The organism is Hominilimicola fabiformis, assembly GCF_020687385.1.
Lineage (GTDB): Bacteria > Bacillota > Clostridia > UBA1381 > UBA1381 > Hominilimicola > Hominilimicola fabiformis.
Genome location: NZ_JAJEQM010000018.1, coordinates 12,695 through 38,332, shown reverse-complemented (window position 1 = coordinate 38,332; position 25,638 = coordinate 12,695). Strand labels below are relative to the sequence as shown.

Sequence of the window (25,638 nt, the reverse complement as noted above, 5' to 3'; positions counted from 1 at the left end):
TGTCTATACAGGAAGAAATAAATAAAAAAACAGTTGCGTTAGTTATAAGCGCTTCCAAAATGACGGGGCGCGTATTGCAGGCGGCAATTCGTGAATACCTAAGACAGCAGCAGAAAAATAAAAACAAGGGCTATCAGGGTAAACAGACGATTAAGCAGCTTGTAGAGTCAGGCGCGGCGCTTTCAAATATTGAGATAACGAATAAAAATATAAAATCTTTTGAGCCGGTGGCGAAAAAGTACGGACTTGACTATGCTTTGAAAAAGGATAATTCCACGAAACCGCCGAAGTACCTCGTATTCTTCAAGGGTAAGGATATTGATGTCATAAATATGGCGTTTCAGGAGTATTCGCAAAAGCTGTTACGGGAAAAACCGTCAATCCGTAAAATGTTATCTCAAATGCGCGAGCTTGCAAAGACTATCAATCCGAAAGACCGCGCCCGCCGCAAAGAACAGGAGCGCGATATATGAGGATAGACAAAAGGTTTATTCTTTTAAATATCCCGTATCTTCTGTTCTTTTGGATTGCTGATAAGATATGCTATATATACAGGATAACAGAGGGTAATAAAATAATAGCGTTGGTTCAGGGAATTGCGGAGTTTTACAAAGCTCCGCTTTTTTCGTTCCACATAATCGATATATCAATCGGAGTAATAGCCGCGCTTCTGATTAAGTGCGCAGTTTATGTCAGGGGTAAAAATGCTAAGAAATACCGAAACGGCATTGAATACGGTTCGGCGCGCTTGGGTACGGCGTCAGACATAGCCCCGTATATTGACGGACAGAATTTCTATAATAATGTTCTTCTCACGAATACGGAACGGCTTACAATGGACAGCCGCCCGAAGCTGCCGAAGTACGCAAGAAATAAGAATGTTCTTGTAATCGGCGGCAGCGGCAGCGGTAAGACAAGGTTTTTCATAAAACCGAATTTAATGCAAATGCACAGCAGCTATGTTGTAACCGATCCGAAAGGTACGGTTTTAATTGAGTGCGGGAAGCTGTTACAAAAAGGCGGATATATCATAAAAACATTTAATACGATAAATTTCAAAAAGAGTATGAAATATAATCCGTTTGAGTACATACGCAGCGAAAAGGATATTTTGAAGCTCGTTAATACCCTTATTGCGAATACCAAAGGCGAGGGCGAAAAGTCAAGTGAGGATTTCTGGGTTAAGGCTGAACGCCTGTATTATTGCGCCCTCATAGGCTATATTTGGTACGAAGCGCCCGACGAGGAAAAGAACATCATAACTCTTTTGGATATGATAAACGCGTCGGAAGCAAAAGAGGACGACGAGAATTATAAAAGCCCCGTTGATTTACTCTTTGACCGTCTGGAAGAAAAGGAACCGGAGCATTTCGCAGTAAAGCAGTATAAGAAATACAAAATGGCAGCCGGCAAGACTGCTAAAAGTATTTTGATTTCGTGCGGCGCGAGATTAGCGCCGTTTGACATTAAGGAACTCAGGGACTTAATGGAATATGACGAATTGGAGCTCGACAAAATCGGCGACAGGAAAACGGCGTTGTTCGTTATCATTTCCGATACGGACGATACTTTTAATTTCATAGTCGCTATGATGTACACGCAGTTATTCAATCTGCTTTGTGATAAGGCGGACGACGTTTACGGCGGCAGACTTCCCGTACACGTTAGATTTCTGCTTGATGAAATGGCGAATATCGGACAAATACCAAAATTTGAAAAGCTGATTGCCACAATAAGAAGCCGAGAAATATCGGCGTCAATAATCTTGCAGGCGCAAAGTCAGCTAAAAGCTATTTACAAGGATAACGCCGACACGATTATAGGTAATTGCGATACTACCCTATTTCTCGGAGGTAAAGAGAAAACTACTCTTAAAGAGATTTCCGAAACGCTCGGCAAAGAAACGATTGATATGTACAATACTTCCGAAACGCGAAGTAATCAAAAATCTTACGGACTTAATTATCAAAAATTAGGAAAGGAGCTGATGACGCAGGACGAATTATCGGTAATGGACGGCGGCAAGTGCATTTTGCAATTAAGGGGCGTCCGTCCGTTTTTGTCTGAAAAGTACGATATAACGGCGCACCCGCGCTATAAGTATTTATCAGACGCAGACAAGAAAAACGAGTTTGACATTGAACGATTTTTGAACCGCAGACCGGCGGTTGTAAAGGAAAATGAACAATTCGACCTTTACAATGTAGATGTGCCGGACGAAGAAAAAAAGACAGATTAAAATTTAGGAGGATTTTATTTATGCAATTTTTCACAGAAGCGGTCAATGTTTTAAAAACTCTTGTAATCGCGTTAGGCGCAGGCCTCGCGGTTTGGGGTGTTGTCAATCTCTTGGAGGGATACGGCAACGATAATCCCGGCGCAAATGCTCATGTGCGGTAAAGTAATAAAAAGATTTAGGTAGCCGCCTTAACTATTCCTAAATAAGATAATATGCACAGTATTTTCTCGTAAATAGAAAATAAATTATTGCATTTTACCAATTATTATGTTAAAATGACAATGTAACAAAGAGCTATGTATTTTTAAGGAAAGGGAGGAACTTATGAATTTAAGAAAATCTATTTTAGCACTTTCAGTAGTAGCTGGAATTGTAGCTGCTCCAATGACTGTATTTGCCGCTCATACTCATAGTTGGGGTTCTCCCCAGTACTATGGATATGAAGATGAAATGCCTGGTATATATGATGCCTGGTATATATGATGACTGGGATAAATGTGCGACACGTCATGTATATAATTACAAACAATGTTTAATTTGTGGAGAAGTAAGCATTTATGAAGTTGAGACGATTGAAATGTCTCACAAATGGGTGAATGGTGCATGTGTATATTGCAACAAAGGTTACGCGAAAGAGATAAATTAACATAGTATCATTACCGGCAAGTTTATAATCAAAAAATAGAAAGCATTGAGAATATTTCATAATTTCTTGAAAGTACTCTCAGTGCTTTCTTTGATAATATGAAAGGAGAAATAAATGCAAAAAAAACAACTTTCTGTATTAGTACTAATTATTTTATGCTTTTTATTAGGATGTAACAGAGAAACACCAAAAGATGAATCTCAACAAAATTATGAAGATGAATCTAATATTTCTAAAACAAATGGAGAAGAACTTGTAAATATAAACAGTGAATTGTTAGGTTCGACTCCTTTTGATATCCAAATCGATAAAACAGCATTGCAGACTAGAAAAGAAACAGAAACAGAAGTTACAATAAAGACAAATTTAACAGACTGGGGTTATACTGTTTCTTCTGAAAAAGGGAAAATATCTGATATAAATAAAAATTCATTCATATATATAGCACCTAAAGATGAGAGGGATGATACTATAAAAATACAATTATCGGACTATGAAAATGGCATATCATATGAATATACAATTCCACTTATTTTTGCGGGAAACAATGAACATTCTTTAGATAAATTCAAGGAAAATCTTTCAAGATTACCTAATAGTTAGTAAAGAGTCGATAGACTAAAGTACCACCATCCTCTTTTATTTCAACTGAATATCCATCCCGCCGCACCGCAGCGGCACATGAAGCAGTAAATCCGAAAAAGATTTGCTGCTTTTTTTGCGTCCATTTTTGGCAAATTTCCAAAAGTTCCGTATTAGACAGTGAAACCAAAAAAGGCTGCCATTTTTTTCAGACAGCGGGCAAAACGCAGCTTCCGAAACGCCTTATTGTCGGGAAAGACCGAGCCGCCGGAAAAGTTCTTGCCGGAAAGTCCGTCCATTCTGCTCTTTTGTGGTTTGTAGGGAGTAAGGGAAAAACGCCAGCCCGCAGCCTTTTATAAAAAAAGCTGGTTATAGATTTTCTGAAAAAGTGGCAGTAGCAAGTGAACGGCAGGCCGGCAGTTTCTTAGAGCAAGATTCTACCGAGGTGCCAAAATTCGCTTATCGCTCATTTTGCCCCTGCGGGAATCTTGTTGGGGAGTGCCTTCCCCAAACCCTGCTTATGCGGCTTGCGCCGCTGAAAAACCCCTCAAAATATTTTTCGGATTTTTCAAAAACAGTTCCGCTTCACACCCTGTTTTTCTCCTATTAGTGAGAGGACACCACGCACAGAAAGGAGGTCAACCACCTATGAAACGATACAACACGCCGCACCGCAGCCGGGTAGTCAAAACACGCATGACCGAGGAAGAATACGCCGAGTTTGCCCAGCGGCTTTCTGCTTACCACATGAGCCAAGCCGAGTTTATCCGGCAAGCCATAACCGGGGCAGCCATACGCCCCATCATAACCGTTTCCCCCATCAATGACGAGCTGCTTGCCGCTGTCGGGAAGCTGACCGCCGAATACGGGAGGATCGGCGGCAACTTAAACCAGATAGCCCGGACGCTGAACGAGTGGCACAGTCCCTATCCGCAGCTTGCCGGGGAGGTACGGGCGGCGGTTTCCGACCTTGCTGCCCTAAAGTTTGAAGTCTTGCAGAAAGTGGGTGACGCTGTTGGCAACATTCAAACATATCAGCTCTAAAAACGCCGACTATGGCGCAGCGGAAGCCTATCTCACATTTGAGCATGACGAGTTTACCATGAAAGCCACCCTTGATGAAAACGGGCGGCTGATACCGAGGGAGGATTACCGCATTTCTTCCCTCAACTGCGGGGGCGAGGATTTCGCTGTTGCCTGTATGCGAGCCAATCTCCGCTATGAGAAAAACCAAAAACGGGAAGATGTGAAAAGCCACCACTATATCATCAGCTTTGACCCACGGGACGGGACAGACAACGGCTTGACCGTAGACCGGGCGCAGGAGCTGGGCGAGCAGTTCTGCAAGGAGCATTTCCCCGGACACCAAGCCCTAATCTGCACCCACCCGGACGGGCATAACCACAGCGGGAATATCCATGTGCATATCGTCATCAACTCCCTGCGGATTTACGAAGTCCCGCTTCTGCCCTACATGGACAGACCAGCCGACACGCTGGAGGGCTGCAAGCACCGCTGCACCAACGCCGCTATGGAATATTTCAAGAGCGAAGTCATGGAAATGTGCCACCGGGAGGGGCTTTACCAAATCGACCTCTTGAACGGCAGCAAGGAACGGATAACCGAACGGGAATACTGGGCGGCAAAGAAAGGGCAGCTTGCCCTTGACAAAGAGAACGCCGCCAGAGAAGCCGCCGGACAGCCGACCAAGCCCACCAAGTTTGAAACGGACAAGGCGAAGCTGCGCCGGACGATACGGCAGGCACTTTCCCAAGCTGGCAGCTTTGACGAGTTTTCTTCCCTTTTGCTGCGGGAGGGTGTGACCGTCAAGGAGAGCCGGGGGCGGCTTTCCTACCTCACGCCGGACAGGACAAAGCCTATCACAGCCCGAAAGCTGGGGGACGATTTTGACAAGGCTGCTGTCCTTGCCCTGCTCACGCAGAACGCCCACAGAGCTGCCGAACAGACCAAAGCCATACCCGAATACCCTGCCGCAGTTAAAAAGCCGTTACAAGGGGAAAAAGCTGCAAAAACCACCCCGGCAGACAACACCTTGCAGCGCATGGTTGACCGGGAAGCCAAGCGAGCCGAGGGCAAGGGCGTGGGCTATGACCGCTGGGCGGCAAAGCACAACCTAAAGCAAATGGCAGCTACCGTTACCGCCTATCAGCAGTACGGCTTTTCCTCCCCGGAGGAACTGGACGAAGCCTGTTCTGCCGCCTATGCCGCCATGCAGGAAAGCCTTGCGTGGTTGAAGCAGGTGGAAAAGACGCTGAACGGGAAAAAGGAGCTGCAACGGCAGGTGCTTGCCTATTCCAAGACCCGCCCTGTCCGGGACGGGCTGAAACAGCAGAAAAACGCCAAAGCAAAAGCAGCCTACCGTCAGAAGCATGAAAGTGACTTTATCATAGCAGACGCAGCCGCCCGCTATTTCAGGGAGAACGGCATTTCCAAGCTGCCGAGCTATAAATCCCTGCAAGCAGAGATTGAAAGCCTTATCAAAGAGAAAAACAGCGGCTACAACGATTACCGGGCAAAACGGGAGGAGTACCGCCGCTTGCAGACTGTCAAGGGCAATATCGACCAGATTTTACGCCGGAGCGAGCCGCAGCGCAGAAAGGAGCAGAGCCATGAACGGTAATATCCCCCGCATGGACTACCGCCAGTACCGGGCAGCCCGCCGCCTTGTGCATGAGTGCTGCAACTATGACAGCGGGAACTGCCTGCTGTTGGAGGACGGCGAGCCTTGCGTGTGTGTACAGAGTATCAGCTATTCGCTGCTCTGCCGCTGGTTTACCGCCGCTGTCCTGCCCCTTGATGAAGCACTGGAAGCCGCCCTCTTGCGCCGGGGAAGCCGGAAACGCTGCGCTGTCTGCGGGGCGTTCTTCTTCCCAAAATCCAACCGGGGGAAATACTGCCCGGACTGCGCCGGACGCATGAAGCGGATAAACGCCGCCAAACGGAAGCGGAAACAAAGGGAGAAATGTCACGCTTTAGGGCATTTCAAACCCGCATAAATCAAGGCTTTTTTGGAGGGTGTCAAAGGGTGCGTGATACATTTATCCTTTTCCCTTAAAAACGCCCCCTAAAAGCGTAACAGAACCCACAGACAGACACCACAAGGAGGTGAACCCTATCGCTGATTATATGACCGCAGGAACGGAGCTGCCCGCTTACCTGCCTTACCCCCGTTTCCTGCTGGAAACAGACCTATCCCACACCGCAAGAGAGTTATATGCGCTGCTGTTAGACCGTTCCACCCTTTCGCAGAAGAACGGCTGGCAGGACAGCGAGGGACGGACATACATTGTCTACCCCATAGCAGAGATAGCGGAAATGCTGGATAAAGGCTGCACCACCATAAAGGGCGCACTGAACGAACTGGACGCTGCCGGGCTGCTGGAACGCAGACGGACGGGCTTTTCTGCCGCCAACCGTCTGTATGTGAAAGTGCCGCCTATCCCAGTGGTACAGTTTTCCGACCAACTGACGGACGGAAAACCGCCCCTCATAAGGGCGGGAAACCGACCAACTGACAGCCGGAAAACTGACCTTATGACGGTCGGAAAACCGTCCCCTAACCAAACTAATATAAACAACCTAATAGAGAGCCAAACAAAAGGAGCGAGTGAGGGGCAGCCCCCCGCCGCTTATGGCAGATATAAAAATGTATTTCTTTCTGACACAGAACTTTTGGAGCTGGAACAGGACTTCCCCGGCAAGTGGGAGTATTACCTTGACCGCCTTTCCTGCCACATCGCTTCCACCGGGAAGCAGTACCAGAGCCATGCAGCCACCATTTACAAGTGGGCGCAGGAGGACGCTGCCAAAGAGAAGCCAAAGAAAGGCATACCGGACTATTCATTCAAGGAGGGAGAAAGCCTATGACCGATACAATCCACAACACCATACTGCCTATGACCGACACCACAGCCGAGCCGGAGGATTACACCGGGGAGGACGGGCTTTTATACTGCGGCAAATGCCGGAAACCCAAAGAAGCCTATTTCCCGGAGGGCAAGACCTTTTTCGGGCGTGACCGCCACCCGTCAGAGTGCGACTGCCAGCGGGCAGCCCGTAAGGAACGGGAAGCCGCCGAGAAGCGGCGCAGCCACCTTGAAACGGTGGAACGGCTGAAACGGCAGGGCTTTACAGACAAGACCATGCAGGACTGGACATTTGCCAACGATAACGGCAGCTGCCCGCAGATGAAGAACGCCGCCGGATATGTGGCACGCTGGGAACAGATAAAGGACGGGAACTACGGGCTGCTCTTGTGGGGCAGGGTAGGCACTGGGAAAAGCTATTTTGCCGGGTGTATTGCAAACGCCCTCATGGAGCAGGAAGTCCCGGTGTGCATGACAAACTTTGCAGCAATATTAAACGACCTTGCCGCCAGCTTTGCGGGCAGGAACGAATATATTTCCCGCCTTTGCAGCTTCCCCCTGCTCATCATTGACGATTTTGGAATGGAGCGTGGCACAGAATACGGTCTGGAACAGGTCTACAATGTGATTGACAGCCGCTACCGGAGCAGGAAGCCGCTGATTGTGACGACCAACCTCACGCTGGAGGAATTGCAGCACCCGGAGGACACCGCCCACGCCCGGATTTATGACCGCCTGCTTGAAATGTGTTCCCCTCTCTGCTTTACCGGGGAGAATTTGAGGAAAGCCGCCGCACAGGGAAAAATGGAACAGCTGAAACGGCTGCTTGCCGGAAAGGAGATTTGCCTATGACCGACACCCAGAGAAACAAACGCCCTGCCCGCCGCCCGGACTGCGTGACCGAAACGAGGATAGGCAACACAATCCTTGTGGTGTCTGGCTTTTTCAAGGAGGGGGCGACCGACACCGCCGCTGACAAGATGATGAAAGTGCTGGAAGCAGAAGCCGCCGCCGGATATTTGACCTGTGATAAGCCTGATTGAAAAACCGTCATTTTTACCGACCGTAAAGAAGCAGATTTGACGCTTTTGCCGCTATACAGACAGCCGCCCCATGTGGTACAATCAAGGTACGGAATAGTGGGGCTGGCTGTCGGAAACGGAGGAATTTATGTTAAGACAGACCACCCAGCAACTCATTACCGCCCTTTACCCAAGACTGTCCCATGAGGACGAGCTGCAAGGCGAGAGCAATTCCATTTCCAACCAAAAGAGGATTTTGGAAACCTATGCCAAACAGAATGGATTTTCTAATCTGCGCTGGTACACCGACGACGGTTATTCCGGTGCGAACTTTCAAAGACCCGGATTTCAAGCCATGCTTGCAGACATTGAAGCAGGGAAAGTCGGGACAGTTATCGTCAAGGATATGTCGAGGTTAGGGCGAAACTACTTACAGGTGGGAATGTACACAGAAATGATTTTCCCACAGAAAGGTGTCCGCTTCATCGCTATCAATGACGGAGTGGACAGCGCACAGGGGGAAAATGATTTTGCCCCGCTGCGGAACATTTTTAACGAATGGCTGGTGAGAGATACGAGCAAGAAAATCAAGGCAGTAAAACGCTCTAAGGGCATGAGCGGAAAGCCCATCACAAGCAAGCCCGTCTATGGCTACCTCATGGACGAGGACGAAAACTTTATCATTGACGAGGAAGCCGCCCCGGTGGTACGGCAGATTTACAGCCTTTGCCTTGCCGGGAACGGTCCGACCAAGATAGCCCGTATGCTGACCGAGCAGCAAATCCCCACGCCGGGGACGCTGGAATACCGCAGGACGGGCAGCACCCGCCGCTACCACCCCGGCTATGAGTGCAAGTGGGCGACCAATACCGTGGTTCATCTGCTGGAAAACCGGGAATATACGGGCTGTCTGGTAAACTTTAAGACCGAGAAGCCGTCCTACAAGCTGAAACACAGCATAGAAAATCCCCCGGAAAAGCAGGCGGTTTTTGAGAACCACCATGAGCCTATCATTGACCGGGAAACGTGGGAACGGGTGCAGGAGTTACGCAAGCAGCGCAAACGCCCCAACCGTTATGACGAAGTGGGCTTGTTCTCCGGCATACTCTTTTGTGCCGACTGCGGCAGCGTCATGTACCAGCAGCGATACCAGACGGACAAGCGCAAGCAGGACTGTTATATCTGCGGAAGCTACAAGAAACGCACCGCCGACTGCACAGCGCACTTTATCCGCACTGACCTCTTGACCGCTGGCGTACTCTCCAATCTGCGGAAAGTTACCAGCTATGCGGCAAAGCATGAAGCCCGGTTTATGAAGCTTTTAATCGAGCAGAATGAGGACGGGGACAGACGCAGGAACGCCGCCAAGAAAAAGGAGCTGGAAGCCGCCGAGAAACGCATAGCCGAGTTATCTGCTATCTTCAAGCGGCTGTATGAGGACAGCGTAACCGGGCGCATATCGGACGAGCGTTTCACAGAGCTGTCGGCAGACTATGAAGCCGAGCAGAAAGAACTGAAAGAACGTGCCGCCAGACTGCGGGAAGAACTTTCCAAAGCGCAGGAAGCCACCGCAAACGCTGAAAAGTTTATGAATGTGGTACGCAGGCACACTACCATTGAAGAACTTACCCCTACTCTGCTGCGGGAGTTTGTGGAGAAAATCGTTGTCCATGAAAGCGTTGCCCTTGACGGGAAACGCCGGGGCAAGTTACGCAGACAGGAAATCGAAATCTATTATTCTTTTGTCGGCAAGGTAGAACTGCCCGACACCTAACCGCCCGACCTATCCGACATACCTCATGTGCCGGATAGGAACGGCAAAATTTTTTACACTTCTATTACTTCTTTATCACACATAAGCAAAGTCGCAGGGAATTAAACAGCTTATGGCGGGCGGCGGCGTCGTGCTGATTGGAACTACACTTGTTCCCTTGCTCTCAGGGCTGTTTAGCTGATGAACTCAATAATTGATAAAATTACACAAGCGATTTGCGATTTTCTGATTTCGCTTATTGAGGGTAGTTTATCAACAATGTTTAATGACGTAAACGAGAAAGTCGCCACGATTGCGGCGGACGTCGGACAGACGCCGCAGGGCTGGAACGCAAGCATATTTTCTTTGATACAGAATATTTCTCAGACGGTTATTCTGCCGATTGCGGGGCTTATTATAGCCTTTGTCTTATGCTATGAGCTAATAACTATGATTACGGAAAAGAACAATATGCACGATATAGACACGTTTATGTTCTTCAAATATTTCTTAAAGGCTGGGGTAGCAATTTATATTGTTACCCACACCTTTGACATTACTATGGCGGTATTTGACGTTGCGCAGCATATTGTAACGAACAGCGCGGGGGTAATCGGTGCGAACACGAACATTGATATATCTTCCGCGCTTGCCGACATACGAACTACTCTTGAAGCTATGGGAATGGGCGAACTGTTCCTATTAGTTTTGGAAACCTCGCTTGTTAGTTTATGTATGAAAATTCTATCCGTTTGTATTACCGTCGTAATATTCGGACGTATGATAGAGATTTATTTATATTGCTCGGTTGGAGCTATCCCGTTTGCGACAATGACTAATCGCGAATGGGGGCAAATGGGAAATAACTATTTGCGCGGACTTGTGGCATTAGGCTTTCAGGGATTTTTCATTATGGTATGCGTAGGCATTTATGCGGCGTTGGTAAACGGTTTTGTTGTAACCAATAATCTGCATACTACCATATTTACGATTGCGGCATATACGGTTGTACTATGCTTTTCCCTGTTCAAGACAGGTAATCTGTCAAAGTCAATATTTAACGCACATTAAAAATAAAAAAATGAAAGGGGGAATTTTTATTCCTTATGTTCCCGTACCAAAAGATTTAACTACCGTAAAAACAAAGGTAGCTTTTAACCTTACGAAGCGTCAGCTTATATGCTTTGGACTTGCGGCCGCTGTCGCTGTTCCGACATACTTTCTTACGCGCGGCGCGCTTGGCACAACCGGCGCGGTTATGACGCTTGTAATCGCGGCCTTGCCGTTCTTCTTCCTCGCTATGTACGAAAAGGACGGACAGCCGGCAGAAAAGATTTTAAGAAATTATATACGGTCAAGATTTTTGACGCCGAGAGTCAGACCGTATAAAACAAATAATATGTATTCGGCAATTATGAACCAAATTAAACTTGATAAGGAGGTCAAAATAATTGCCGAAGCAGAATACAAACACAAGACCAAAACAAAAGAAAAAGCACATAATATCAGCGAATAAGCCGCTTTCAGCACGACAGAAAAAGGCTATTGCGGCAGCTATCAGAAAAGCGCAAATGCAGGGCAGGCGCGCAGCGTCAGCACAGCAGACTATTCCATATAAGGAAATGTACCCGGACGGGATATGTAAAGTCAAGGATAATTATTTTACAAAAACAATTCAGTTTTTCGATATAAATTATCAGCTTGCAAGGAATGAGGATAAAAACGAGATATTTGAAAACTACTGCGATTTTCTTAACTATTTCGACCAGTCAATTTCTGTACAGTTTTCTTTCCTCAATCAGACTGTCGATATGGCGGAGTATGAAAAAGCCGTACATATTCCCGAACAGGCAGACAATTTTAATGACATACGCATTGAGTATATGGGTATGCTCAAAAATCAGTTGTCGCGCGGAAACAACGGTATTATAAAGCGCAAATTTATCACATTCGGAATTGAAGCGGATAACTTAAAGGCGGCTAAGCAGAAGTTAGAGCGTATCGAAACAGATATACTCGGCAACTTCAAGGCTCTTGGCGTACAGGCAAGACCGCTTAACGGATTAGAGCGTTTAGAGCTTTTACACTGTACTTTCAATGAGGGCGAAAAAGACAAATTCGGCTTTCATTGGGATTTGGTACATAAGACGGGGCTTTCCTCAAAGGATTTTATTGCGCCTACCTCGTTTGATTTCCGCGACAGCCGCACGTTTGGAATGGGCGGCAGAATTGGAACTGTATCATTTTTACAGATACTCGCGCCTGAATTAACAGACCGTATGCTTGCGGATTTCCTCGACCTCGATATGGGAATAGGCGTAAATATTCATATTAAGTCTATCGACCAGTCGGAAGCTATAAAGACGGTCAAGCGGAAAATAACCGACCTTGACAAGATGAAGATTGAGGAACAGAAAAAGGCGGTCAGAAGCGGTTATGATATGGATATTATACCGTCAGACCTTGCGACATTCGGCGGTGAAGCAAAGAATTTATTAGAGCAGTTGCAGAGCAGAAATGAAAGAATGTTCCTTGTTACTGTTCTTGTGATGAATACGGCGGATAACAAACAAAAACTTGATAATATGTTTTTCGCGGCGCAGGGTATCGCTCAAAAATATAACTGTGCATTAAAGCGTCTTGACTTCCAGCAGGAACAGGCGCTAATGTCAAGCGTGCCTATCGGATTAAATCAAATAGAGATACAACGCGGATTGACTACCTCGTCAACCGCTATTTTTGTACCCTTTACTACGCAGGAGCTTTTTCAAGCCGGCGATGAAGCGTTATATTACGGTTTAAACGCATTATCAAATAATATGATACTTGTTGACCGAAAGAAGCTCAAAAATCCGAATGGCTTAATTTTAGGCACACCCGGCAGTGGTAAATCATTCAGCGCGAAAAGAGAGATTGCTAACGCTTTCCTTGTAACGCAGGACGATATAATTATATGCGATCCGGAAGCGGAGTACGCGCCGCTTGTGTCAAGGCTTAACGGTCAGATTATACGGATTTCCCCGAACTCGCACGATTATATCAATCCAATGGACATTAACCTCAATTACAGCGAGGACGAAAATCCCGTACAATTAAAATCAGATTTTATACTTTCATTGTGTGAGCTTATTGTCGGCGGCAAGAACGGACTTGAACCGATTGAAAAAAGCGTGATTGACAGAGCGGTTATAAATATATACCGTCCGTACCTCGCTAATCCCGAACCGTCTAAAATGCCGATTTTGGAAGATTTATATAACGAGCTTAAAGCTATGCCGGAGCCGGAAGCGCAGCGTATCGCGTCGGCGCTTGATTTGTATGTAAACGGTTCATTAAACGTGTTTAATCACCGTACAAATGTAAATGTAAATAACCGTATTGTCTGCTATGACATTAAAGAGCTCGGCAAGCAGCTTAAAAAGCTGGGTATGCTGATTGTTCAGGATCAGGTATGGAACAGAGTAACAATTAACCGCGCGGAGCATAAGGCGACGCGGTATTATGTAGACGAATTTCATTTACTGTTAAAGGAGGAACAGACGGCGGCATATTCGGTTGAGATTTGGAAACGCTTTCGTAAATGGGGCGGTATTCCGACAGGCATAACGCAGAATGTCAAAGACCTGTTATCGTCAAGAGAGATTGAGAATATTTTTGAAAATTCCGATTTTATCTATATGCTCAATCAGGCAGGCGGCGACAGACAGATTTTAGCGAAGCAGCTTAATATATCCCCTCACCAATTATCGTATGTAACGCAGTCGGGCGAGGGCGAGGGACTTTTATTTTACGGAAATGTAATCATTCCGTTTGTAGACCGTTTCCCGAAAGACTTGAAGCTGTATTCGTATATGACGACGAAGCCGGAGGAAATACAGAAAGATGAATGATTTAACGCATTTAAGCCTGTTTACAGGTATAGGCGGAATAGACCTCGCCGCAGAAGCAGCGGGGTTTAAAACCGTCTGCCAATGTGAATGGGCGGATTTCCAGACTTCCATACTTGAAAAGCGGTGGCCTCGCGTGCCCCGATTTCGTGATATTACAACTCTAACAAAGGAGGTATTTTTTGAAAAAACAGGACGAAACAGCGTTACCCTCATTAGCGGCGGATTTCCCTGTCAGCCGTTTTCAAGCGCGGGGAAACAAAAAGGGTTTGAAGATACCCGCTACTTGTGGCCTGAAATGTGCCGCGTCATTACAGAGCTCAAGCCCCGCTGGGTGCTTGGCGAAAATGTTGCTGGGTTCATCAATATGGGGCTCGACAAAACGATTTTTGACTTGGAAAAAGCGGGCTACACTGTTCAAACATTCGTATTACCAGCTTGCGGTGTCGGCGCGTGGCATCAGCGCACAAGAACTTTTATCGTCGGCGTTGATGTTTCCCACTCCGCTTGCCTCCGACAACAACAAAAAGCAGACGGCGGCTGTAAATATGAATGTGTATCTTTCAGACAACGGGATATTTCGGAAGAAGAACAAAAACGGCGCAATCTGGAGCCTTCCGCTGTCGGCGGCGGTGTTCTATATGACGCCGGTAGCGTCGGACGGGATAAGGTCAAAATTTCCGCCGGAGGTAATGAGGAAAAGCAAGGACGGGGCGAACCTTGCGGCGCAGGTGATATTAGAGGAACAGCCGCAGTCGGAGACGGCGGCGCTCAATCCCGATTGGGTGGAATGGTTAATGGGGTTCCCGAAGCAATGGACGGATTTAAGTTGTGGGAACGGGAACCTGTCGGCGTTCCGCGTATAACGGACAGGACGGACGGCAGAGCCGACAGGCTAAAAGCCTTAGGTAATGCCGTATGTCCTCCGCAGGTGTTCCCTATACTTAAATTCATTTCAGATATTGAAACGGGAAGATGTAAGAAATATTGTGAGTTTGGAGGTGAGCAGATATAAGCAGAGAAAACAAGGATTTTCTTAACGGCAGCGGGTGCAAGGATTTTACGGCGTATGAAGCAATCAGGAATATAGAGCGCGCGGAACGCAAAAAGCTGATTGCCGATATTGCCGAGCTTGCCGCAAGACGCGGCTATGAGATTGTAAGCCCTATCCGATTAAAGGAATTAGAATAAAAAATGTCAGGAGGTATATATGTACAAAGATTACGATAATTACCGTACTTATGAAAATGACGATTTATCAGCCGGCGCCACACTTAAAGTTGAGCATACCATAATCGTTAATGAAACCGATATATTGAATTTGATTTCACAACCGCTTGAAAAAATACAGGCTATGCGTGATAATAACGTCAAAAAAGAAACAGCCGCCTTTGAAAAAGTACGGCAGTCAGCGCGGGATTGGGAAAAAAAAGCGGCAATTACAAGACAATTTGACAGGGCTATTGAGTATTTGCAAGTACCGGAGGTTTCGCATTCTTCAAATAAATGGGTAAACGACAGAGATTGTTATAACTACGATTGTACATCTATCAGTAATATGGTATATAAAATGACATACCGTATGTATGATTACACAAGCTGGCGTTCAGAAAAAACAAGACGCTGGGAAGTGAAATGGTCTATTGGCACAAATAGTCCAGTTGGTCATAATAACTGTATTGCAGAACAAGAACGCTCATTTAAGGATAAGGCGGAAGCGGAAAAATATATACAAGGCAGAATAAAAGCCTATTCACATTTATTCACGGAAATTTCCCCGCCCATTCCGAAAGAATATGAAAAATCCTTTATGGTACACGAACATCTTCTACCCGGATATGTTACAGAGAAAATGCAAAAAGCTCAGGAAGCGGCAAAGACGGAAAATATCAGCCGAAGCGCAGATAAAAAGCCGTCAATCCGCAAGGAGTTAAATTCCATTAAGGCGGCAGAGAAAAGCGTGCCGAAGCCGACGCAGACAAAAAAGCGCGATAATCTCGAACTTTAACAGCGGAGGTAATGAATGAAAGACAATGAATTTAAGGCGCGGAATAAGGACACGGATTTTTCAAAAAAGGTTGAAGCCGATACCGTTCTCGGACGGCAGAGCGCAAAAGGCAGCGCGAAGCCCTTTACTTCTTCAGAACATAATAGGTATCAGCAGAAATTTTTAGATACCGAAAAGCCGCTTGATACTTCTACCGTACAAAATCCGTCAGACAGTCAGGAAATATTAAAGCCTACCGAAAATAATACAGAACAGCAAGAGGACTTAGAGAATATTAACCTTGATAGTCAGCCGGATATACCATATTCCCCGCCGACAAACGAGCCGCCCAAAAGTGGCGGTTTTTCTAATGCCGTAACTACGGCGGCAAGAAATAAACGGTATCAGCGCAAATTTAATCAAAAGAAATTTGATGTTGATATTACTGAACATTCCGCAGATAGTACGGCGGAAGAAACGCAGCCGGATAGTGCCGAAGCCTTAAAAGATAACGGAAATTATGACTTTACCGAGCAAACACATAATCCTGATGAAGCGTTTGACCGTGTAAACGGCAATTCGGATTTTCAGCTCGGCGCGGATTCCGAAAAGGATTCCGCAGACGGCAATCCGAAGCAGCCGGATAAAAACCGAGCCTATCAGAAAAAGCGCGTCAAGACCGAAAAAACAGCAGAGTACAACATCAAAGAAGCGGTTGACGCAGGCGATACGGTTTTTGACAGAGTAACGGAAAAAGAGGATTTTGTTTTTGAAACGCGGGAAAGCAAGACGGAATTTTCATTCCGTCCGTCAGAGGATAAAACCGAAAAACAGACAGCCGGAAGCAAAAACCGCTTATATCAGGAAAAGCAATCCAAAACAGAGTCGGCGGAAAACGCCGATACTGTTTTAGATATTCCCGAAAAGGGCGATTTTCAGTTTAAGCGAGCGGAAAAGGCGCAGGCGAAAGCCGATAAGCTCAAAGGCAAGGCGGAAAAAGCACAAAACAAATTACCTCATAAGCGCAAGGTTAAAAAGCAGCGTGTTTATGATGAAAAGAAAAAGAAAGCTAAAACCCGTCTGAAATTTGAAAAAGAGATTAAGCCTCAATCCGATATATACCACCGTTCCCCTGTAAAAAATGCGGCGGATATGGCAGGTATGACCGTATTAAACAAGGCACATTCAAAAGTGAGCGAAACAGAACACGAAAATACAGGAATTGAAGCCGCGCATAAGACAGAACAGAAAGCCGAAAGCATTTTACGGTTTGGAAACCGTACAGGGCGTATGATTATACAAAACCGCAAAAACGCGCCGTATAAAAAAGCGGCGCGTCTGCAATTCAGAGCAGAGAAAGCGGAAGCAAAGGCCTTTGTTCAAAAAACACTTGCGGATAATCCCGATTTCAAGAAAAAATCAGCTTTGAGGAAATTTTTTCAGAAAAAGCAGATTAAGAAAAAATACCAGCAGGCGAAGCGCGCCGAACAGAACGCTAAAAAGGCAAAACGAGCCGCAAAGACCACAAAGGACGTTACGGTGTACGTTGTTGAATTTATAAAGCGTCATAAAAAGGTATTCGGCGTCATTCTTGCTATTGCTTTAATAATTGCTTGGATAGCAACTACAATTTCATCTTGCGCGGTTATGGGTACAACGGGCTTTAACTCAATTATGGTATCGTCATACTTTGCGGAGGACGAAGATATATACGCGGCGGAAAACTATTACAAAGACCTTGAAAGCGGTTTACAAAGTGAGATAAACAATATTGAACGCGATTACGGAGGTTATGACGAATACAATTACGATTTGGCGCAGATAGGCCATAATCCGTATGAGCTCATTTCCTACCTCACGGCGTTGTATATGGATTTCACTTTTGATGATGTAAAACAGCCGCTTGATGATTTGTTTGAACAGCAGTATATATTAACGCTTACATCTCAGACGGAAACAAGGACGGACGACGAGGGCAACGACAAGGAATATAAAATACTCAATGTTACGCTTGTAAACAAGAATATTACTATGCTTACAAATACGAACCTTACGGACGACCAGCGGGAATTATACGGTATATATCTTGAAAGCAAGGGCAACCGCGATTATTTATTTGCGGACGATATTTATTCTAATCCGGCAGCGCCGCCGAGTTATACCATACCCGGCGAAGCATTAAACGACGCTACATTCCGACGTCTTATAACGGAAGCCGAAAAATACTTAGGTTATCCGTATGTATGGGGCGGTTCTTCACCGTCAACGAGTTTTGATTGCAGCGGTTTTGTATGCTGGGTATATCAGGCGTCAGGCGTATATCCTCTATCCCGTACAACAGCGCAGGGTATTTTTAATCAATGCGCGGTTGTGTCAAGAGCGGACGCAAAACCCGGCGACATTATATTTTTTACAGGCACATATAACGCGGGCGAGCCTGTAACCCACGTCGGAATATTTGTCGGTAACGGTATGATGATACATTGCGGCAACCCTATTCAGTACGCGAGTATTGATAGTTCCTATTGGAGTTCGCATTTTTACGCCTTTGGCAGACTTGGGGGCGGTTGATATGCGTTATCTTTACAGTTGGAGCGGTGGCAAGGACAGTACGGCGGCAATAATACTTAGTCATATTCATAACTTGCCGCCGTCAACCGTCATTTTCAGCGAGGTAATGTTTGATAAGAAACGCGGTATTTCAGGCGAATTACCCGAACATATAGACTTTATCAAAAACAGAGCTATTCCCGTTTTTGAAGAATGGGGTTATACGGTTGAAATATTACACGCGACAAAAGATTATTTAGATTGTTTTCATCAGATAATCACAAAATCTAAAAATCCGTTAAGAAATGGAAGAAAAAGCGGTTTTCCGATAGGTGGAATGTGTACAATTAACAGCCGTATAAAAATAAAAGCAATTCAGGATTATTTGAAAAATGTAAATGGCGGATTTGTACAATATGTCGGAATAGCCGCAGACGAACCGGCGAGGCTTACAAGGCTTGACGGTACAAATAAAATATCATTACTTGCCGAATATGGCTATACTGAACAAATGGCTTATGATTTATGCAGCAAGTATGATTTGCTGTCCCCAATATATAAGTATCACAAAAGGGGCGGTTGTTGGTTCTGTCCTAACGCGACTTACGGCGAGTTTGCATATTTGAAGCAATACCACCCTGACCTATGGAATGAGCTTGAAATATTATCAAAGGACAAAAACCTTGCAAGTCAAAAGTTCAAATATGGGAATACATTTTCCGAAGTCGATAAAAAGATTGATGAATTTATCGCAAAACAAAAAATTTAATTTTATGGAGGTATTTTAATTATGGCAACACTTGAAAAAATCGAAAAGGATATTATAAGGACAAAAGCAAAGATAAGCGAGTATCAGCAAAAATTACGCAATCTTGAAGCGCAGAAAGTCGAAGCCGAGAATTTGCAGATTGTAAATCTCGTTAAGGCTGTTAAACTTAGCACTCCCCAGCTTACCGTACTTTTAAGCGCGTATGCAAAGGGTGATGTTCTTCTTCCCGACGAGTACGAGGAGGAATTAAAGGCTATTGAGGAAAACGAGCAGCAGGAGGACGGCACGAATGAAGAATAAAATTATTGCGATATTATCAGCAGCTTTATTATGCTTTGGCGGAATGTGCGGAATAACCGCACACGCAAACTATGACAGTACAGCAGCAGCGCCGGCGGCAACGGAAACGCCGAAGCCGGCGCGTACCATATCAACAGCGGGCGCGGGGCACGTTGTAGACAACATTTCCGACAGTGATAAATTGCAGTTTATAAGCGTAACCGCAAAGGACGGCAGCGTATTTTTTATCGTTATCGACAAGCAGAATGTAAACGATAATGTGTATTTCTTGAATAAGGTTGATATATCCGACCTTGAAGCGCTTGCAAAGGAAAACAGCGCGGCAGTACCCGCAGCAGTAAAAGCAAGCCCTACACCGCAGGCGCAGGCGTCGCCGTCGGCGGAGCCGGACGGTAAGACGAAAACCGCGCCGAAAACCGATAAATCAAAGTCAGGCAATTCAAGTATAATGCTTATTCTGATTGCGATTATAGGTATAGGCGGTCTTGGCGCGTACTATTTCAAGGTTTATCTTCCAAAAAAGAATATGGAAAACGCCCCCGATTTGGAAGATTTTGAATTTACCGACGGCGAGGACGAGGAAACCGAAAACGAGGACGATACATATACAGAAGATGAATAAAATATATTGCAATATTACTTTGTTTATGATATAATATTTATTCAAGAAATTTTATACTTACTAACAAGTAGAAAGGAGATTGTATATGAGTAAGGTTGATGAATATACAGGTAATGGAATGATTGTAGTTAGTGATGGTGAAGTTTGGGCGGTAGATGATAGCGGACTACCTGATGTAATAGGAGAAATAGGACGTGTTGAATTATCCATAGAAATGCCAGAAAACTTAATTGGCATATATCGAGTTGAGCATATAATGTTATTTGATGAAGATGATGAGGAATTATATGACGACCAAACATTAGTGGATAATACGGAATACCATTCAGAAAGAGCGTTAGTAAAAGCAGTTGCAAAAAAATACGGTATTTCAGAGGATATTATAACTGTTTTATAAAGGATAATATACAACCACAAAAACAGCACTCATTGTTGGGTGCTGTTTTTGTATGTAAAAATAAAGGAGGAATGATTAAATAAATGAAATTAGTAATTGCGGAAAAGCCGTCGGCAGCCCAGAGCTACGCAAAGGCTTTGAACATAACCGCTAAGAAAAGCGGATATTTTGAGGGAAACGGATATATCATTACTTGGTGTATCGGACATCTTGCAGGCTTGGCGGACGCAGCGGCGTATGATGAAAAATACGCGGTATGGAAATATGAGGATTTACCTATCCTACCTGAAAAATGGCAGTTTGCCATAAACAAGGGCAAGGAAAATCAGTATAAGGTTGTCAGCGGTTTAATGAACCGAAACGACATAACCGAGATTATAAACGGGTGCGACGCAGGACGCGAGGGCGAATTGATTTTCAGATTTGTATATAATATGTGTGGCTGCAAAAAGCCGTACTTCCGTTTATGGATTTCCTCAATGGAAGAAAGCGCAATCCGCGAGGGATTTAATAACCTCAAAGACGGACGCGAGTATGATAATCTTTATAATTCCGCGTTATGCCGCGCAAAAGCTGATTGGATTATCGGTATAAACGCAACAAGACTGTTTACATCACTGTATAGAAAGCATTTGAATATAGGACGCGTTCAGACGCCTACCCTTGCTATGATAGCAGAACGGGACAGCAAAATTTCAATGTTCAGGAAAGAAAAATATTATACCGTTGAAATTGACGGCGGCAATATTAAGGCTGTAAGCGATAAGATTTCCGACAAAGACGAAGCGCAGAATTTACAAGCGGCTTGCCACGAAAGGCAGGCCGTTTGTATTTCCGCTGTTAAAGAGAAAAAGAAAACAGGCGCGCCGAAACTGTTTGACCTCACAACATTACAGCGCGAAGCAAACCGAATATTCGGATATACGGCGAAACAGACGCTTGACTATGCTCAATCGCTTTATGAAAAGAAGCTGATTACATATCCGAGAACCGACAGCCGATATTTAACGGACGATATGCACAATACTGTTATTAAAATCGTTCATATAGCGTCAAAATTCGCGCCGTTCTCAAACTGTACGGATTTTAAGCCTGATACATTCTGCTTATTCAATAATGAAAAGGTATCAGACCACCACGCTATTATTCCGACGGCAGAAATTGAAAATATCAGCTTGGCGGAAATACCAAACGGCGAAAGTAATATACTTCACCTTATTATGTGCAAGCTGTTATGTGCGGTTAATTCCCCGTATGAGTATGAAACGATTACCGCAGTTTTGGAGTGCGGCGGCGTACAGTTTACGGCAAAGGGTAAAATCATTTTATTTGAGGGCTGGAAAAATATCGAACAGCTTTTTAAAAGATATATTCATTCGGACACAGACCGCGCCGAAGATGTATTTTGTATTACAAAAGGCGAAACCGTTACCGTTTCATCAGAAGTCAAAGAGGGTTATACCTCACCGCCGAAAGCGTTTACGGAGGACACTCTATTATCATCAATGGAAACGGCAGGAGCCGCCGAAACAACGGACGAAGCGGAACGCAAGGGCTTGGGAACGCCGGCGACAAGAGCGGCAATTATAGAAAAGCTGGTACAGACAGGTTTTGCAGAGCGTAAGGGCAAGTCTATTGTTGCAACTCATAACGGTATAAGTCTTGTCAGCGTTCTTCCCGAAAAGCTCACATCACCTATTCTAACGTCCGATTGGGAAAATAACCTTGCCGAGATTGCAAAGGGCAATTATCCGCCGGAGCAGTTTATGAAAGGAATTGAGGATTTGACAAGGGAGCTTGTAACCACATATTCATTCATCACAGACGAGGACAGAGCGATATTCCGCGCGCCGCGTGAGGTTATCGGTATATGTCCCCGCTGCGGTTCGGACGTACACGAAAGCAAAAATAACTTTTATTGCGCTAATAAAAGCTGTAAATTCGTTATGTGGAAAAATGACAGGTTTTTCACAAGCAAGCGAAAAGAGATTACAAAGAAAATGGCGTCTGATTTGCTCGCAAAAGGCAGAACAAAGGTAAAAGGCTTGTATTCCGAGAAAAAGGATAAGACCTATGACGCGGACGTGGTTTTAATCGACAGCAACGATAAGTATGTACATTTCAGGCTGGATTTTGACGGAAAGTGAGGTTGATATATGGCAGATACAGAAGGCACACCAGATTTTCACTTGGCCGCTTATGTTACCAATCTTGGAAAATATAACGAGGGATATTTAGTAGGCGAATGGGTGAAGTTCCCTGTTACTCCTGATGAAATGCAAGATGTATTTAGGCGTATAGGTATAGGCGGAAAAGATGTATTCGGTTCGCCGTATGAGGAATGGTTTATTACAGACTATGATTGTTATATTGACGGGATATATGATATGTTGAGCGAATATGAGAGCCTTGACGAATTAAATTATCTCGCAGACAAATTAGATGAAATGTCGGACGCGGAAGTACAGCATTTTAAGGCTATCGTTAAAATGGGCGAACATTCAGACAGTGTACAGGATTTGATAAATCTAACTGAAAATCTTGATTGCTACGAAATATATCCAGATATTACAGACGAGTATGATTTGGGATATTACCTTATCAATGAATTGGGCTGTTATGATATGAACACACTGAAAGCATTGGAAAATTACATTGATTATAAGGAGTATGGAGATGATACTGCGCTGAATGAAAACGGTGTATTTACGGATTACGGTTATGTTGTGTGTAATCAAAGTGATTTTAAAGAGATATACAACGGCAGCCGTGATGATATTCCTGACGAATACCGTATAAGCTCTATACCCGATATTGAAGCTGAACAGAAAGACGCTGTAAAAACAGAAGAAAAAAAGCCGTCAATTCGTCAGCAGCTTGCGGAAAATAAGTCAAAATCCGAAAAGACGCAATCCGTACCGTTAAGGCAAAAAAACGATTTGAGCCTATGAGGTTTGGTATCTGATGAAACGTATTGACATAACAAACGGAATTATGCGGATTGATACTAATACGGAAACATTTGATATTCAGAAAATCCAAAACCGCCGTTTTATGTATAATCCGCAGACAGGCACGTTGATTTTGGGAATACAAACACAATGCAACGATTTCTTTTATAAAAAGGTTACGGAATATCGGCGTATAGGTATAAGGTCAAATTTCAACGAGTTTGTGAGTGGCTGGGTTGGAAGCGGTAAAACGGGCGTAATAGATTTTACGCCCTCCGTTCCGACTGCCGCAAAATCTATTTTTAATAAAGCGCTTGATACGCTTATTATGTTTTACAGAAATAACGCAAATATGAAAACAGAAATAAGAGGGTTCGGCAATACGAAGCCGCAGCCTTTGGAAAATATTATAACTGAAAGAGAGGTTGAGCTAATGGCAAAAGCACAAGCAACAAAAGCGCCTGAAAAATCGGAGCCGTCAAGGGCTTCTGTACAGGCGATAGAATTATCCGGCGAAACGCCCTATGAAAAATTGAGCGAGATTTTGAAAAAGCTGGAGGACGGAGTGAAAGACATATTTAACGGCGATAAATATGCGGAATATCTTGCGTGTATGTCAAAATTCCATAATTACAGTTTTAGAAATTCGCTTTTGATTTTAATGCAAAAGCCCGACGCTTCTATGGTGGCGGGATTTGGCGCATGGCGCGATAATCACAAACGCACAGTAAAACGAGGTGAACGCGGTATTAAAATAATCGCGCCGTCCTCATACAAAACAAAAAAGCAGATTGAGAAAATAAATCCGGCAACAAACAAGCCGATTATAGGCTGGGACGGTAAACCGCTTACAGAGGAAAAAGAAGTAACTATCCCCACTTTCCGAGTTGCTACCGTATTTGACTTGTCGCAGACGGAGGGCGAACCGCTGCCGAGTTTGGGAGTTGACGAGCTTACGGGCAATGTTGCGGATTTCAAAAAGTTTTATGCCGCACTTGAAAAAATATCGCCTATGCCTATTGGGTATGAGGATATAGATACGGGAGCAAAGGGATATTGTAATTTTGAAGAACAGCGAATAGCCGTAAAAAACGGTATGAGCGAGGTTCAGCAGTTAAAAACGCTGATACACGAAATTGCACACGCTAAACTACACAATATTCTCAAAGAAAAATCAACGGAATTGACGCCCGAAGAACAAAAGAACAATCGTACAATGGAGGTTGAAGCTGAAAGCGTCGCCTATACCGTTTGTCAGCGATATGGGATTGACACTTCCGATTATTCTTTCGGATATGTTGCGGGTTGGAGCAAAGATAAGGAATTACCGGAGTTAAACGCTTCCCTTGACACAATACAAAAAACGGCGAATGAAATTATATTAGGCATTGACGAGTATTATAAAGAGCTTGCAAAGGATATTGAGCAGACCGAACAGGAAACGGATTATACACAATTTACGGGCTGGGATTTTAACGGCGGATACGCTGCAATCAATACAGACGCTAATTATCTGCAAGTATTTTTTAATGAAAAGCCGGACGATAATATCCGCGCCGAATTAAAGGCAAACGGTTTTCATTGGGAGCCGAAAATAAAAGCGTGGCAGCAGCCATTAACAGGCGAAGTCCTTAACGCTGCTGACAAGGTGGAGTATATCAGACCATTAGACGGTACATTACCGTCTGAATTTCAGAAACGAAACGAGGAACCGGCGAAGATAGCCGAACAGGACGGATTTTCTGAATTGTCGGACGCAGACGCGGCAGACGGCGCAAAAGTATTTGAGCCGGAGGACAATTCCAAAGACACACCTACCATTGACGAGCTTGAAGCAAAGGCGAAGAATGGCGAACCTGTCGCTATTATGGATATTATCGCGGCAAATGAAGCGGAAAAAGTTAAGAAAGGCAAAACGCCTTCCAAAAATGAGACATCTAAGAAAAAGCCGTCAATCAAAAAGCAGTTGGCGGAAGCAAAGGCGCAGGCAGATAAACAGCCGCAAAAATCCGAAAAGGTCAAAAATGCGGCTTTGGAGGTTTAAGC

26 protein-coding genes and 2 pseudogenes are annotated in these 25,638 nt (G+C 44.8%); 27 read left to right on the top strand and 1 reads right to left on the bottom strand.

From position 1 onward, the window contains the following. Nucleotides 1-5 precede the first annotated feature (5 nt). From LKE05_RS11965 to LKE05_RS11945, 5 genes and pseudogenes are all read left to right on the top strand, one after another. Nucleotides 6-473, top strand: a complete 468-nt coding sequence (locus LKE05_RS11965) for a PcfB family protein (RefSeq protein ID WP_147514132.1) — start codon at nucleotides 6-8, stop codon at nucleotides 471-473. Then, nucleotides 470-2,239 (top strand): VirD4-like conjugal transfer protein, CD1115 family, encoded by a 1,770-nt coding sequence (locus tag LKE05_RS11960; protein ID WP_308456991.1) that lies wholly within the window; start codon nucleotides 470-472, stop codon nucleotides 2,237-2,239. Before LKE05_RS11965 ends, LKE05_RS11960 begins: the two co-directional genes overlap by 4 nt. A 20-nt stretch (nucleotides 2,240-2,259) precedes the next feature. Next, nucleotides 2,260-2,388, top strand: a pseudogene (locus tag LKE05_RS11955) (Maff2 family mobile element protein); the annotation flags it as partial. Between the two features lie 175 nt (nucleotides 2,389-2,563). Next, nucleotides 2,564-2,722, top strand: a complete 159-nt coding sequence (locus tag LKE05_RS11950; RefSeq protein ID WP_308456990.1) for a hypothetical protein — start codon at nucleotides 2,564-2,566, stop codon at nucleotides 2,720-2,722. A gap of 277 nt (nucleotides 2,723-2,999) precedes the next feature. Then, nucleotides 3,000-3,488 (top strand): hypothetical protein, encoded by a 489-nt coding sequence (locus LKE05_RS11945; protein WP_002569239.1) that lies wholly within the window; start codon nucleotides 3,000-3,002, stop codon nucleotides 3,486-3,488. A gap of 152 nt (nucleotides 3,489-3,640) precedes the next feature. Here the strand turns inward: LKE05_RS11945 and LKE05_RS11940 are convergent, their stop codons facing one another. Next, nucleotides 3,641-3,766 (bottom strand): hypothetical protein, encoded by a 126-nt coding sequence (locus LKE05_RS11940; protein WP_007037420.1) that lies wholly within the window; start codon nucleotides 3,764-3,766, stop codon nucleotides 3,641-3,643. Between the two features lie 89 nt (nucleotides 3,767-3,855). On the opposite strand from LKE05_RS11940, the gene LKE05_RS11935 reads away from it, so the two are divergent. The 22 genes and pseudogenes from LKE05_RS11935 to LKE05_RS14090 all read left to right on the top strand — a co-directional run bounded on the left by LKE05_RS11935 (nucleotide 3,856) and on the right by LKE05_RS14090 (nucleotide 25,636). Continuing rightward, a complete protein-coding gene (locus tag LKE05_RS11935) occupies nucleotides 3,856-4,077 on the top strand; it encodes a hypothetical protein (RefSeq protein WP_156327584.1) in 222 nt (73 codons plus the stop codon). A 38-nt stretch (nucleotides 4,078-4,115) separates the two neighbouring features. Next, nucleotides 4,116-4,511 carry a plasmid mobilization protein gene (locus LKE05_RS11930; protein WP_002594236.1) on the top strand — a complete coding sequence of 132 codons (396 nt, stop codon included), beginning with the start codon at nucleotides 4,116-4,118 and terminating at the stop codon, nucleotides 4,509-4,511. Then, nucleotides 4,483-6,108 (top strand): relaxase/mobilization nuclease domain-containing protein, encoded by a 1,626-nt coding sequence (locus tag LKE05_RS11925; protein WP_002594235.1) that lies wholly within the window; start codon nucleotides 4,483-4,485, stop codon nucleotides 6,106-6,108. Before LKE05_RS11930 ends, LKE05_RS11925 begins: the two co-directional genes overlap by 29 nt. Further along, nucleotides 6,098-6,484, top strand: coding sequence for a cysteine-rich VLP domain-containing protein (locus LKE05_RS11920; RefSeq protein ID WP_002594234.1), 387 nt, complete (start codon nucleotides 6,098-6,100; stop codon nucleotides 6,482-6,484). Before LKE05_RS11925 ends, LKE05_RS11920 begins: the two co-directional genes overlap by 11 nt. 130 nt (nucleotides 6,485-6,614) lie before the next feature. Beyond that, entirely contained in the window at nucleotides 6,615-7,355 is a 741-nt protein-coding gene (locus tag LKE05_RS11915) for a replication initiator protein A (RefSeq protein WP_002594233.1), read from the top strand. Then, the gene (locus LKE05_RS11910; protein WP_002594232.1) at nucleotides 7,352-8,206 is read left to right on the top strand and encodes an ATP-binding protein; all 855 of its coding nucleotides are present in this window, start codon (nucleotides 7,352-7,354) and stop codon (nucleotides 8,204-8,206) included. The genes LKE05_RS11915 and LKE05_RS11910 overlap by 4 nt, the downstream gene beginning before the upstream one ends. Beyond that, nucleotides 8,203-8,397 (top strand): transposon-encoded TnpW family protein, encoded by a 195-nt coding sequence (locus LKE05_RS11905; RefSeq protein WP_002594231.1) that lies wholly within the window; start codon nucleotides 8,203-8,205, stop codon nucleotides 8,395-8,397. Before LKE05_RS11910 ends, LKE05_RS11905 begins: the two co-directional genes overlap by 4 nt. 127 nt (nucleotides 8,398-8,524) lie before the next feature. Next, on the top strand, nucleotides 8,525-10,150 hold the full coding sequence (locus LKE05_RS11900; protein WP_002594230.1) for a recombinase family protein: 1,626 nt from the start codon (nucleotides 8,525-8,527) through the stop codon (nucleotides 10,148-10,150). 85 nt (nucleotides 10,151-10,235) lie between these two features. Continuing rightward, nucleotides 10,236-10,331: pseudogene (locus tag LKE05_RS11895) on the top strand (Maff2 family mobile element protein); the annotation flags it as partial. Further along, on the top strand, nucleotides 10,331-11,200 hold the full coding sequence (locus LKE05_RS11890; protein WP_022230662.1) for a VirB6/TrbL-like conjugal transfer protein, CD1112 family: 870 nt from the start codon (nucleotides 10,331-10,333) through the stop codon (nucleotides 11,198-11,200). The pseudogene LKE05_RS11895 and the gene LKE05_RS11890, both read left to right, overlap by 1 nt. 10 nt (nucleotides 11,201-11,210) lie before the next feature. Continuing rightward, complete coding sequence (locus tag LKE05_RS11885; RefSeq protein WP_431835069.1) at nucleotides 11,211-11,645, top strand: PrgI family protein; 435 nt, start codon at nucleotides 11,211-11,213, stop codon at nucleotides 11,643-11,645. Continuing rightward, on the top strand, nucleotides 11,632-14,019 hold the full coding sequence (locus LKE05_RS11880; protein ID WP_370816300.1) for a VirB4-like conjugal transfer ATPase, CD1110 family: 2,388 nt from the start codon (nucleotides 11,632-11,634) through the stop codon (nucleotides 14,017-14,019). The genes LKE05_RS11885 and LKE05_RS11880 overlap by 14 nt, the downstream gene beginning before the upstream one ends. After that, nucleotides 14,012-15,031 (top strand): DNA (cytosine-5-)-methyltransferase, encoded by a 1,020-nt coding sequence (dcm, locus tag LKE05_RS11875; protein WP_022230664.1) that lies wholly within the window; start codon nucleotides 14,012-14,014, stop codon nucleotides 15,029-15,031. The genes LKE05_RS11880 and dcm overlap by 8 nt, the downstream gene beginning before the upstream one ends. Before the next feature lie 195 nt (nucleotides 15,032-15,226). Then, nucleotides 15,227-16,024, top strand: coding sequence for a hypothetical protein (locus LKE05_RS11870; RefSeq protein WP_022230665.1), 798 nt, complete (start codon nucleotides 15,227-15,229; stop codon nucleotides 16,022-16,024). Between the two features lie 15 nt (nucleotides 16,025-16,039). Next, entirely contained in the window at nucleotides 16,040-18,574 is a 2,535-nt protein-coding gene (locus LKE05_RS11865; protein WP_147514647.1) for a C40 family peptidase, read from the top strand. 1 nt (nucleotide 18,575) lies between these two features. Next, nucleotides 18,576-19,322 (top strand): adenine nucleotide alpha hydrolase family protein, encoded by a 747-nt coding sequence (locus LKE05_RS11860; RefSeq protein WP_022230667.1) that lies wholly within the window; start codon nucleotides 18,576-18,578, stop codon nucleotides 19,320-19,322. 21 nt (nucleotides 19,323-19,343) lie between these two features. Then, nucleotides 19,344-19,622, top strand: a complete 279-nt coding sequence (locus LKE05_RS11855; RefSeq protein WP_022230668.1) for a DUF4315 family protein — start codon at nucleotides 19,344-19,346, stop codon at nucleotides 19,620-19,622. After that, nucleotides 19,612-20,244: a DUF4366 domain-containing protein gene (locus tag LKE05_RS11850; RefSeq protein ID WP_022230669.1), complete on the top strand. Its 633-nt coding sequence runs from the start codon at nucleotides 19,612-19,614 to the stop codon at nucleotides 20,242-20,244. The genes LKE05_RS11855 and LKE05_RS11850 overlap by 11 nt, the downstream gene beginning before the upstream one ends. Before the next feature lie 85 nt (nucleotides 20,245-20,329). Continuing rightward, nucleotides 20,330-20,641: a hypothetical protein gene (locus tag LKE05_RS11845; protein WP_022230670.1), complete on the top strand. Its 312-nt coding sequence runs from the start codon at nucleotides 20,330-20,332 to the stop codon at nucleotides 20,639-20,641. Nucleotides 20,642-20,724: 83 nt separating this feature from the next. Beyond that, nucleotides 20,725-22,788: a type IA DNA topoisomerase gene (locus LKE05_RS11840; protein ID WP_022230671.1), complete on the top strand. Its 2,064-nt coding sequence runs from the start codon at nucleotides 20,725-20,727 to the stop codon at nucleotides 22,786-22,788. A 9-nt stretch (nucleotides 22,789-22,797) separates the two neighbouring features. Further along, nucleotides 22,798-23,592, top strand: coding sequence for an antirestriction protein ArdA (locus tag LKE05_RS11835; protein WP_022230672.1), 795 nt, complete (start codon nucleotides 22,798-22,800; stop codon nucleotides 23,590-23,592). Nucleotides 23,593-23,605: 13 nt separating this feature from the next. Beyond that, nucleotides 23,606-25,636, top strand: coding sequence for an ArdC-like ssDNA-binding domain-containing protein (locus tag LKE05_RS14090; protein ID WP_022230673.1), 2,031 nt, complete (start codon nucleotides 23,606-23,608; stop codon nucleotides 25,634-25,636). The last annotated feature ends 2 nt before the right edge of the window (nucleotides 25,637-25,638 follow it).